This is a genomic window from Vibrio sp. TMPB1044 (genome assembly GCF_030442075.1).
Classification (GTDB): domain Bacteria; phylum Pseudomonadota; class Gammaproteobacteria; order Enterobacterales; family Vibrionaceae; genus Vibrio; species Vibrio satsumensis.
Genome location: NZ_JAUJED010000003.1, coordinates 226,235 through 237,009, shown reverse-complemented (window position 1 = coordinate 237,009; position 10,775 = coordinate 226,235). Strand labels below are relative to the sequence as shown.

General features: G+C 42.2%; 11 protein-coding genes. 5 read left to right on the top strand and 6 right to left on the bottom strand.

The window, feature by feature from the left end; translation table 11 throughout:
* Positions 1–26 precede the first annotated feature (26 nt).
* Positions 27–1,886, top strand: a complete 1,860-nt coding sequence (locus tag QQ041_RS01480; RefSeq protein WP_285952950.1) for a helix-turn-helix transcriptional regulator — start codon at positions 27–29, stop codon at positions 1,884–1,886.
* A gap of 17 nt (positions 1,887–1,903) precedes the next feature.
* Here QQ041_RS01480 and QQ041_RS01475 read toward each other — a convergent pair whose 3' ends face one another.
* The gene (locus QQ041_RS01475; protein ID WP_285952949.1) at positions 1,904–2,770 is read right to left on the bottom strand and encodes a LysR family transcriptional regulator; all 867 of its coding nucleotides are present in this window, start codon (positions 2,768–2,770) and stop codon (positions 1,904–1,906) included.
* A 142-nt stretch (positions 2,771–2,912) separates the two neighbouring features.
* On the opposite strand from QQ041_RS01475, the gene QQ041_RS01470 reads away from it, so the two are divergent.
* Positions 2,913–3,287 carry a nuclear transport factor 2 family protein gene (locus tag QQ041_RS01470; protein WP_146491895.1) on the top strand — a complete coding sequence of 125 codons (375 nt, stop codon included), beginning with the start codon at positions 2,913–2,915 and terminating at the stop codon, positions 3,285–3,287.
* Between the two features lie 242 nt (positions 3,288–3,529).
* On the opposite strand, the gene proX is transcribed toward QQ041_RS01470, so the two are convergent.
* The 3 genes from proX to proV are packed head-to-tail and all read right to left on the bottom strand — an operon-like array spanning position 3,530 to position 6,815.
* A complete protein-coding gene (gene proX, locus QQ041_RS01465; protein WP_285952948.1) occupies positions 3,530–4,537 on the bottom strand; it encodes a glycine betaine/L-proline ABC transporter substrate-binding protein ProX in 1,008 nt (335 codons plus the stop codon).
* 16 nt (positions 4,538–4,553) lie between these two features.
* A complete protein-coding gene (gene proW / locus QQ041_RS01460; protein WP_285952947.1) occupies positions 4,554–5,624 on the bottom strand; it encodes a glycine betaine/L-proline ABC transporter permease ProW in 1,071 nt (356 codons plus the stop codon).
* Positions 5,625–5,627: 3 nt separating this feature from the next.
* Positions 5,628–6,815 (bottom strand): glycine betaine/L-proline ABC transporter ATP-binding protein ProV, encoded by a 1,188-nt coding sequence (gene proV, locus QQ041_RS01455; RefSeq protein WP_285952946.1) that lies wholly within the window; start codon positions 6,813–6,815, stop codon positions 5,628–5,630.
* Positions 6,816–7,456: 641 nt separating this feature from the next.
* On the opposite strand from proV, the gene QQ041_RS01450 reads away from it, so the two are divergent.
* Positions 7,457–8,194 carry an HAD-IIB family hydrolase gene (locus QQ041_RS01450; protein WP_146491891.1) on the top strand — a complete coding sequence of 246 codons (738 nt, stop codon included), beginning with the start codon at positions 7,457–7,459 and terminating at the stop codon, positions 8,192–8,194.
* Between the two features lie 49 nt (positions 8,195–8,243).
* On the opposite strand, the gene QQ041_RS01445 is transcribed toward QQ041_RS01450, so the two are convergent.
* A complete protein-coding gene (locus tag QQ041_RS01445; protein WP_017065368.1) occupies positions 8,244–8,456 on the bottom strand; it encodes a TIGR02450 family Trp-rich protein in 213 nt (70 codons plus the stop codon).
* A gap of 176 nt (positions 8,457–8,632) precedes the next feature.
* On the opposite strand from QQ041_RS01445, the gene QQ041_RS01440 reads away from it, so the two are divergent.
* Together QQ041_RS01440 and QQ041_RS01435 are read left to right on the top strand one after the other, a co-directional pair.
* Positions 8,633–8,908: a nitrogenase-stabilizing/protective protein NifW gene (locus QQ041_RS01440; protein WP_146491890.1), complete on the top strand. Its 276-nt coding sequence runs from the start codon at positions 8,633–8,635 to the stop codon at positions 8,906–8,908.
* A 136-nt stretch (positions 8,909–9,044) separates the two neighbouring features.
* Positions 9,045–10,169: a M14-type cytosolic carboxypeptidase gene (locus tag QQ041_RS01435; RefSeq protein ID WP_285952945.1), complete on the top strand. Its 1,125-nt coding sequence runs from the start codon at positions 9,045–9,047 to the stop codon at positions 10,167–10,169.
* 137 nt (positions 10,170–10,306) lie between these two features.
* Here QQ041_RS01435 and QQ041_RS01430 read toward each other — a convergent pair whose 3' ends face one another.
* A complete protein-coding gene (locus QQ041_RS01430; protein WP_048658352.1) occupies positions 10,307–10,663 on the bottom strand; it encodes a hypothetical protein in 357 nt (118 codons plus the stop codon).
* Positions 10,664–10,775 lie beyond the last annotated feature (112 nt).

Here is a 10,775-nt window from a genome sequence, read left to right as displayed (position 1 = left end):
TTAATTATCAGAAGGTTAATGTTTTAATGAGTGAGTTTTCACAGTTGTTACGTAACTTCAGAAAGGAACTTCTATTTACGCAAAGAGAGTTTGCAACCTACTTAAATCAGCTGGACGATGAATTTAATGCGGTTGACGTCGTAACGATAAATCGTTGGGAAAACAATAAGGTAAAGCCAAGTACATACAAAGTACTCAAGATCTTACAGTATCTTGGCGGAGATTTGTTTGAGACAATAAAGAGCTTCAAGTCCGAACAAAAAGATACACTAATCGAAGCGTTTTTTAACGAATCCCACGGCTCATTTCAAAGTCGAATTTCAGCTCTAGCAGGCCTCAATAAAAAACAAGGCCAACGAAATTTTAAGTCACAGCCTTTAATGTCAGAGCCGTGTGACACTAGCGTTATCGACAGAATCAAACTACTTTCTAAATTCACAAAAGTCGACATTTCGCCACTGGACCAAATTGATTTATATCTCTATTACCGTGAGAAAAAAGCACACGGTCACAAGCTCATCAATACAGATGGTGACATTGTGAGTCACAACGTAGGCTTTTTCTTTGAAGACCATCAATTTGAGATATTAAAAACTCAAGAGCTAGATCTCAGAATGGCCTGCTCTTTAAATTCAGGCAAAAGCATAAATTATTTTAATATAAGCTCACACTCAGAGACAAAAGATCATGTTATTGAGCATATAGTTTCAGATATACAGTTACTTTCTCAGAACAAAAATATTAAAAAATATTCTGTTTTAGTAAAAGATCCCAACATGATGAAACTCTTGAAGGGCCTAGGGTTTGAAGTGTTTAAATTTTCAGAACCTTCTGCTAAAAAATGTAATATCACATTCAAAGATAAACATTATAGCTACTGTATATTAACGATTGATAAAATAGACTATCTGACGAATCGGAACGTAATGTCACTAATCAAAGGTGAATACTCTACCATGATGAAATTTCCGAAATTACTTCGCGAAGCGCGCAAGAAATTGAAGTTAACGCAAAAGGATTTTGCGGCATACATTAATCACTTAGATGATGAATTCAGCTCTGTAGATGTCGTAACGATAAATCGATGGGAAAATAGCAAAGTAAAGCCAAGTAACTACAAAGCCCTAAAGCTATTGGACTGCCTTGGTCTAGACTTGTATACAACGTTGAAGTCCTTTGATTCCGAAGAGAACGAAGACACTGCACTACTTGAAGATTTCCTGAGTGAACGGTTTTTTTCATTTCAAAGCCGAATATCATCTATCACTAAAGGGGATATTGAAGAAGGCTGTAACTGTAAGATCATGCCATTGATGACAGATCAGAATGACAAAGCAGTAATAGATAGAATAAAGCTGATTTCACAATATACAAAGGTGGATCCTTCAGCCCTCGATACTATCGATCTGTTTCTCTATTACAGTGAAAAAAAGGCGCATGGCAGAAAACTGGTCAATGTTAATGGCGATATTGTTAGTCATAGCCTAGGTTTTTTCTTCAACGAAGAGGTATTCGAGCAATACCAAAATAAGCATCTGCATATTAAGCAAGCCTGCTCTTTAGATTCTAATCATAACTTAAATTATATTGTGGTTAGCGGTCACTCTGAGAAGCGCGAACAATCTATTGCGAATCTAATTTCCGATATGAAGCTTCTTGCAAGAAATACTAAGATTAAAAAGTATTCCATGATCATCAAGAACCCAAGTGCATTGGAACTTATGAAGAACATCGGATTTGAAATATGGAAGTTTTCAGAACCAACAGAAGAAAAGTCGAACATCAACTTCAAAAACAAAAACTACCGCTACTGCGTACTGACTATCGACAAGATTGAATTACTGAGCAATAAACATGTTATTTCTTTTATTAGTAAATATGGTTAAACACCGGGTATTAATAGCTATGCTAAGTTCTGCTTGAGCTTCTCTTCCAACGCTTGAACACACAATTGGATAGTGATTGGCGTATTTGAAGTAAACGGATTCAATGCATAAACCGTGTTAGTGGGTAATTGAAAACTAGGAATAATGTCGACCACCTCATCGGATAGCTGATGAAGGTAGAAATCTGGAATCACACCGATGCCAACGCCCGACTTGATCAAGGCAAGGCAACTGTGAAAAGAGTTGGTGGTACAGCTGGCTTGCTGTTGGTAGACAAAGTCTTGTTCATTTTGAGAACTAAAGTGATGAGTCACCTGTTTCCCCTGCCAAGAATTTGCGATGTAAGGGATAGATTCAAGCTCTCTATCTTGCATACCTTCAACACCACACAACACATCTTTGAACTCGCCTAAGCGCTTCTGCTTAAGGTTACTGTCACGGGAGCTGCCTACTCGAACTGCGAGATCAATATCATGTTCCATGAAATCTAAGTGCTGATCATCACTGATCAGTTCTGGTTTTAGCTTTGGGTATTGCTTCATCAGCTCTGCAATAACAGGCGCAACCAATAGATCCATCAACGCATTCGGAGCCGTAATTCGAATTCGACCTTGTGGCTCTTCTAACTCAGCTTTGGCCATATCCCAAGCCGAGTCTGCAATCACGTTAATGTCTTTGCAACTTAAATAGAAACGCTCACCCATACTGGTCAGGGTTTGTCTTCGTGTTGTGCGCTTGAGAAGTGAAGCACCTAACTCTTGCTCCAAAATTTTTAGATGCTGACTGACAACAGATTTAGACAACTCTAGTTTTTCAGCCGCGGCCGATACTGAGCCTTGCTCTACGATATGAGCGAAAATCGACATCTGCTTTAGCTTACTCATTCTATTGTTCTCTTTTTACATACAGTATTTTCTATTATCTCTGTTTTTCAAATCAATTTCCAAGACTAAACTCAATCCAACTTATCGAGACACCCAAATCAAAGACACAGTGTTTGAAAGAAGACTGCTATGGAGAAAAGCAATGTTAAACAACCAAGTATTAGAAGCATGTAAGCAAGGCATTAACGCATGGCAGAAAGCATTCAACAGCCAAGATGCAAAAGGTTGTGCGGATCAGTACTCGGAGTCGTGTGTAATGGAAGCTCGCCCATTTGGTACCTTTGAAGGTCGTGAAGCGATTCAAGCGTTTTGGCAAAATATCATAGACCAAGGCTTCAAAGACGTTGATTACACCGATGTTAAGTGGGAAGAGCACCCAGAAGGCGGCTACATTCTTACCGCTAGCTGGACAATGAACAAGGCGTTTGGTGTTGTACATCGTGAGCACTGGGCACTGGAAGCGGATGGCTGCGCTCGTTTAATAAGTGATGACTTCGAAGTTCAAGGCGAACGCTAGAGCTATAACTAAAAACTAGAAGCTAGAAGCTAGAAGCTAGAAGCTAGAAGCTAGAAGCTAGAAGCTCAAGAATAGAAACAGAAAACAAAAAGCCAGCAATCTAAATTGGACTGCTGGCTTTTTTAATGTTCACTCTGTCGCCATTTCACTTGATTTGAAGGTGATTGAGTGACTCTACACAATCACTCAACACGCTCATCAAATCAAAATGTCTTGTAAGACAGAGCAAATACAAGTCAAAGTTACAGCGCTGCTTTCTTCGCTTCTGTAATCCAACCATCGAACGTACTTTGGTTCGCTTTGATCCAACCGTTTACGTGCGCTTCGATATCCGCAGAGCTGTTTTTACCTTTGCTCATCATCATGTTCTGAGCACTTACATCATTGATGTTAAGTTTGATGATTTCAAAAAGTTTAGCCGCTGATGGGTTGTTCTTAGCAAACTCTTTGTTCGCAATAATGCGCATTGAGTTCATTTCGAAGCCGTAGTTTTTACCATTAGACAAAGTAGTATCAACATTCGCACGCTCACCTGGTAGTGAAGAGAACGGAACTTCTAGCCATACTACATCTTCGTTAGGCACCAATACGCCACTCACCCAATAAGGTGTCCACGTGTAGTAAAGGATTGATTCACCTTTCTGGTAACGTGAAATTGTGTCGGCAATGATCGCCGCATAGTTACCTTGATTATGAGTTACCGTATCGTCCAGCTTGAATGCCGATAGTTGGTGTTCGATAACCATTTCACAGCCCCAACCTGGGTTACAGCCCGTAAGATCTGCTTTCCCATCACCGTCAGCATCAAACAGCTTGGCGATTTTTGGATCAGTCAATTGACCAATATTAGTGATGTTGTACTTTTCTGCCGTTTTCTTATCGATTAGGTAACCTTGAGCGGCACCACTTACATATTGGCCTTCGCGGTAGAATTTGTCATCGCCGCCCGCCATTTTGTATTTATCAGCATGAAGGGGGAACCAACCTACCGTTAGGAACGTCGCGTCACCTTTTGCGATAGAGGTGTAACCTACATTGTAATCCACTTCTTGCGTAGATTTCACGTCGTAGCCAAGCTCTTCAAGAGCGCGGTTAACAATCAACGTTTGGAATGTTTCTTCCGCAACAGACGATTGAACTGGCTGAACTGATACACCTTCACCCGGTAAGCTTGCTGCCCACACGTTCGTTGATACTGCTAATGTAGAAACGATGCTAACTGCGAGTTTGCTCTTCCATGAATTATTCATTGGTGTTTTTCCTTAGTTATAGTTCTGATTGTTTACCGCGATTTAAAGCTTTTAGCACAAGAGAAACAGGCCCCATGTGATACCAGCGTAATTTTGTATTGCCTGCATTTACCCCAAGAACTTGGGTAATGCGGTCAAGTAGGATTGCCAAAATAACAATGCCTAGACCACCAACAGCGGCCAATCCCATATCTAAACGGCCGATACCTCTCAGTACCATTTGACCTAAACCACCTACCGCGATCATTGATGCGATAACCACCATCGATAGCGACAACATTAGTGTTTGGTTTACGCCTGCCATGATGGTTGGCAACGCCAATGGCAATTGAATTCGATATAGCATCTGCTTTTTGCTTGCGCCGAATGAGTGACCCGCTTCGATCAAATCTTCCGGCACCTGTTGAATACCCAAGATAGTCAAACGTACAACAGGAGGAAGTGCGAATATGATGGTCACCACGACACCCGGAACGTTACCGATACCAAACAACATTACGATGGGTACAAGATAAACGAAGGCTGGCGTCGTTTGCATGGCGTCGAGAATTGGGCGTACGAATTTAGCCGCAGTATTACTACGCGCGAGCCATATCCCCATGGGCAAACCAATCAACAGACAGAAGAAGACCGACGTCATAACCAGTGAAAGTGTGGTCATCGCTTCAGACCAAGCGCCAATCAAGCCAATGAACGTCAACGATACTGCGGTAGCCACGCCAAGCTTCAGATTTGAAAACTGCCATGCGACGAGAAACAAGATGATCAACATAAACGGAGCTGGTGTAGACACCAACGCCGTTTCAAATGAACTTAGGATGAAATCGATAGGCACACGTATTGCTTGAAATAACGGACGTCCGTGTTCAACTAACCAATTTAATCCAGACTCAACCCAAGTATCAACAGGCAGAACTGCTTCTGCAAATGGGTTAAGTGGATCAAAAGGTGTCGTTTCGACGGTTTCGCTGCTTAGCCAATCTGCAGATGGTGAAGTATCAGCGGCTTGGCCCCAAGGATCACTTGCAGGTTGAGCGGCAGGAGTAGACTGTGACCATGGGTCATTATTTGTTTGTTCAGACGACATGATCTATCCCTTATCTAATGTTTGTAGCAGTCGTGACTTAGTCACAACGCCAAAGTAATTACCTTGCTCGTCCACAACAGGAACGGAATAAGGCACACCGCCAACAAGGCCAAGCACATCATTGATTGGTAAATCAGGGTTCAGCGTTAAACCATCATCGAGCTGCGCGCTGACGAGTGATTTGTTTTCTTTATGGGCTTTACGAAGGGAATCAATAGAGACGATGCCGGAGTAACGACTGGTCTTCTCAACTACGATGCCGTATTCGCGGTCGTTATCCATCAAGATTTGTAGAGCGGAAGCTGGGCCGTCGTGCTCTGATTTCTTAAATACCGCAGCTGGCTTCTTACGCGCAATGTCTTTCACAGTAAGCACGCTTGCTACGTTTACACCACGGAAAAAAGCTTCGACATAATCGTTAGCTGGGTTATTAAGAATATCGTCTGGAGTACCTACTTGAACCACTTCGCCATTTTGCATAATTGCAATTCGGTCACCGATACGCATCGCTTCATCCAAATCATGCGAAATGAAAACAATGGTTCGTTTATCGTCATTTTGCAGGCGAATAAGCTCATCTTGCATTTCAGTACGAATCAAAGGATCGAGTGCAGAAAAGGCTTCGTCCATTAACAGAATATCAGGGTCGCAAGCTAGAGCACGAGCCAAACCAACACGCTGCTTCATACCGCCAGACAATTCATCAGGGTAAGATTCTGAATACGCGCCAAGACCTACTCGCTCTAACGCTTCGAATGCTGACTGTTTTCGCTTATCGACTTCAACACCCGCTAGCTCAAGACCAAACGCGGCATTTTCAATTACTGTCATGTGAGGCATCAATGCGAAGTTTTGGAAAACCATTGAGATGTTGTTGCGGCGGACTTCGCGGAGTTCATCTTCTGAGATGTGGGCAATGTCTTTGCCTCGAAGAAACACATTACCTTTGGTAGGTTCAATCAAGCGATTAAGAAGGCGTACTAGGGTTGATTTGCCAGATCCTGACAGTCCCATTATTACGAAAATCTCGCCTTCTTGAATACTAAGAGAAACATCGTTAACGCCAATCGTTAAACCTGTTTCTTCGAAAACTTTATCTTTGTTCGCGCCTTCATTAATCATTGTAAAAGCACGGTCGGTGTCTTCACCAAACACCTTGTACAGTCCCTTAACTTCCAGTATGGGATCCATGTAATCTAATCCTTTCTCAGTTATTTAAACTTAAAAATGGTTATTTAAACCCGAAAAACGATTAGCACTCTAAGTAATTAACAAGTGTAAATCAAGGAGCTTCGTTCGGCAAAGAAAGGAGATAACCAGAAACCACACCAATAATGCCAAGTTCAAAAAACAAGCCAATATACGACAAGATATTGATAATTAAAAGAATAAATTAAACAAACATACGACCAATATTATGTATTGCTTACTCATAGATTATTGAATATTAATTTTACATTAGAGCAATTAATAGGCTGGATGAACCAAGAAAACCCACAATTAGTTCGTGCACAAATAATTCGAATACAAACTATTTATTAAGCTTTCATGGCGTTTCAGAGGCGAAAGTTCATTCGGCAACAAAGCTAAAATCTACTCTCAATCTCTACCTAAAAACCAAAGGTCAACCGGCTAAAGTCAGCGAGTCTAAATCAAATTTTTCAACCAAGAATTTTAATACACCACACCAACTGTGATACTTGCTGAAAACTCTCAATTGGTGATTACCTAAGCTGGACATCAACTTGTAGAGTGCTCATTGCTGAGCCATTCTTTATAAAAGAAATAAACATTTTCCCGTGACGAAATAGAGAAAAAGACAAGGAATTCGAATGATAAAAATGTTGGTGTGTGACTTTGACGGTACGCTTGATGGTGGTTCATCTCACGGTGTTAACCAGTTGTTTGATTACCTCACAGAGCAACCTGATATCCGCTTTATCATAGCGACGGGAAGAACATTACCTTCGATTCGAGTGGGTTTAGAATCGGATAACTACCCGAAACCACACAGTATTATTAGCGATGTGGGCACGAAAATTCATCATGTTCATTCCCAAAAACCAGACCATGTTTGGCATAACCAACTGGAAGCTTCTTGGAACAAATCAAAGGTAGAGACGGCTCTCGCACCACTTGATTTTATGGGTGAGCGCTTCGAAAACCATCAAGGTGATTACAAGATTACTTTTGAAGGGAAACTGTCTGATCCTCAACATGAGTTGATCGAATCAAGTTTGGAATCGCACGGATTGGATGTACATCTCACCTACTCTCACGACTGGTATCTGGACATCACCCCGAAGGGCGTCAATAAGGCTACCGCGATTCATCATCTGCTCAAACAACATGATTTGAGCGTTGCGGAAGTGTGCGTAGCGGGTGATTCTGCTAACGACACCTCGATGCTCACCATTGAGGGCGTAAACTCGATATTGGTCGCTAATCATTATCCTGAGGTTGCTCACCTATCGGATAGAGACAACGTATACACGAGTAGAGCAACACATGCTGAAGGTGTATTAGAAGGCCTTAAATACTGGCAAGGGCGTGCGTCGAGTATCCGATAAACGCCAGTTCGCCATTAACAACAGATTAGAATCAAACAGGCTTCTAGCCCTACTTCCAACCTGGGAGCCAATTTTGATTATCAGTAAGCTCTCGCCAATTGATGTTTTCTTCTCGTTTAGTCATTACTGCCTCTATCATGCAGCGCACTACTTCCCCTTCATCAAATTCAACTTCTGTGACCATAAAGTGCTTTTCTTTCTTCAAAGGGCTAACGGCCGTCCATTTACTGCGAAGTAGTTTCTTTGGATTGATTCGATTCATTGGTTCTGTCCTGTCTTAGTTTTTTAATACTTTATCTATAATCCTCAAAGAGTTAAAAAGATCACTTCAAGTTAAAAAAGCCCACGCTTCAAACCCAGGTAAGTCATAACTAAAATCAATAAAACAAATCGTAAACTCGATACAATAGTTGTCACCAGAACAGAAACCTACTTCCCATGAGCCAAACAGAATTCCAACAAAAAATAGCGAGTTTCACTGCCATCGAACAAGCGCTTGATTACTTTGAGATTGGCTTTGATAGCAAGTTCATCGACCAAAATAGAGTCGAGCTTGTGAAACGCTTTAATGGTTATCTGATTCTTGCGAAACCTGATGATTGGTTTTCTGGACGAAGGGCATTGAAAAACGCTTATTGCAAGGTGCAACGTAGCAAGTTAGATCGCCACACACGTTCTGCCTGTCGCGGGTGTACGACTTGTCAGCGCCGATAGATTGGAAGTAATTGTTCAAAATAGACAACTAAAAAGTAGATAGTTGAAATAACATCTCATTACGATTTAGTTAGTGGTTTGCTCGAAAAAAAGTGTGCTAGTCTTACGGCAACTCAACTACGAGATAAAAACTACAATGAAAATTTTCAGCAATTTCGAAAGCGGCAACATTCACGTCGTTTCAGCAGATTCACCACAAAACATTCAACTGACTATCCCAGCAGACAACCAGACTGAAATCTCTCAGTGGTTTCACTTCCGTTTAGAAAGCGATGCTCAACAAGCACACCACTTTGAAATCGGCCAACTGGCAACGTCTGCATACCCTGAAGGCTGGAAAGATTACGATGTGGTTGCATCGTATGACCGCGAAGAGTGGTTCCGTATCCCATCTCAATTCGATGGCGACACACTAAGCTTTGATATCATTCCAGAGCACGATTCAATGTACTTCGCGTACTTCGCACCGTACTCATATGATCGTCATCAAGATCTTCTGCACAGTGCTCAAACGCACCCGGCTTGTAAGCTTGAAACTCTGGGTCATACGCTAGACAACAACGACATCACTTTGCTAACTATCGGCGAGCCAAGTGAAGAGAAGAAAAATATCTGGGTTATTGGTCGCCAACACCCTGGCGAGACTATGGCTGAATGGTTGATCGAAGGTCTACTTCAACGTCTGCTTGATGAAACGGACACGGTAGGTCGTTCACTGCTAGACAGCGTAGTATTCCACGTTGTTCCTAATATGAACCCTGATGGCAGTATCCGCGGTCACCTGCGTACCAACGCGATCGGCGTAAACCTGAACCGTGAATGGCAATCACCTTCTATGGAACGCAGCCCAGAGGTATTCCTTGTTCGCGAGCGTATGCTAGAAAAGGGCGTTGACCTATGTCTAGACATTCACGGCGACGAAGCAATCCCGTATAACTTTGTTGCTGGTAGCGAAGGCACACCTTCATACAATGAGCGTATTGCTAAATTAGAGAACCACTTCAAGCAAGCGCTACTGACGATCACGCCAGAGTTCCAAGATGAGTTTGGTTACGACAAAGACGAACCAGGCAAAGCGAACATGACCGTTGGTACAAACTGGATTGGCGAGCAGTTCAAGTGTTTGGCTTACACGGTTGAGATGCCATTTAAAGATCACATCAGCCACGCTGACGAACTTTACGGCTGGTCGCCAGAGCGTAGTGCCGCATTTGGGCACGACATGCTAGCAGCAGTTTGGGCAACAGTAGACGAGCTATAGATTAGCCATGCTCTTTATTTGACTCTCTATCTAGTTTGGTCAATATAACAAAGCCCAGCACTTATGAAAGTGCTGGGCTTTTTAATCTCTGCTTAGAATAAGCTATTTGCGCCTTAAGGAACTTACGTCAGTCGCTTTTAAGCCACTCTCAGGCTTGCAAAAAATACCGGGTATCTTTGCCTAATATGCCTTTGTTCAGATACCATATCTTTGAAGCTGGGGCCTTGTGATAGCTGAACGATCACTTCATCGCCCTCTTGTCTCAATACAGCACCACTAATATCGACACTGTTGTTGTCATGCAACCTCAAGGTGCCGGCCATTGAAAAGCCACGATAAACCGGAATGATGTTGCGCATCATCAGGCGTACACCTTTTTCAGACACTTCACTGACATGAAAAAGCTCATCCTTAATTCGCATCACCGGGCGTGCCTTTTGAGGGTACTTTAAGCGGTAATATTTGCGTTTCTGGGTGAATGAATCTTCACGCATTAATGACTCCCTGTCTCGGTTATTCGGTCAAGCAATAAACTTTAGCTTCAATTGGTTTCAAACAAACACATTCACCAAATTGATAGCTGATTATTATATCGACTTGCCGGGA

Bases quoted from the DNA above. Each gene is read 5' to 3' on its own strand.
- QQ041_RS01480 (WP_285952950.1), top strand. From the start codon at position 27: ATGAGTGAGTTTTCACAGTTGTTACGTAACTTCAGAAAGGAACTTCTA.
- QQ041_RS01475 (WP_285952949.1), bottom strand. From the start codon at position 2,770: ATGAGTAAGCTAAAGCAGATGTCGATTTTCGCTCATATCGTAGAGCAA.
- QQ041_RS01470 (WP_146491895.1), top strand. From the start codon at position 2,913: ATGTTAAACAACCAAGTATTAGAAGCATGTAAGCAAGGCATTAACGCA.
- proX (WP_285952948.1), bottom strand. From the start codon at position 4,537: ATGAATAATTCATGGAAGAGCAAACTCGCAGTTAGCATCGTTTCTACA.
- proW (WP_285952947.1), bottom strand. From the start codon at position 5,624: ATGTCGTCTGAACAAACAAATAATGACCCATGGTCACAGTCTACTCCT.
- proV (WP_285952946.1), bottom strand. From the start codon at position 6,815: ATGGATCCCATACTGGAAGTTAAGGGACTGTACAAGGTGTTTGGTGAA.
- QQ041_RS01450 (WP_146491891.1), top strand. From the start codon at position 7,457: ATGATAAAAATGTTGGTGTGTGACTTTGACGGTACGCTTGATGGTGGT.
- QQ041_RS01445 (WP_017065368.1), bottom strand. From the start codon at position 8,456: ATGAATCGAATCAATCCAAAGAAACTACTTCGCAGTAAATGGACGGCC.
- QQ041_RS01440 (WP_146491890.1), top strand. From the start codon at position 8,633: ATGAGCCAAACAGAATTCCAACAAAAAATAGCGAGTTTCACTGCCATC.
- QQ041_RS01435 (WP_285952945.1), top strand. From the start codon at position 9,045: ATGAAAATTTTCAGCAATTTCGAAAGCGGCAACATTCACGTCGTTTCA.
- QQ041_RS01430 (WP_048658352.1), bottom strand. From the start codon at position 10,663: ATGCGTGAAGATTCATTCACCCAGAAACGCAAATATTACCGCTTAAAG.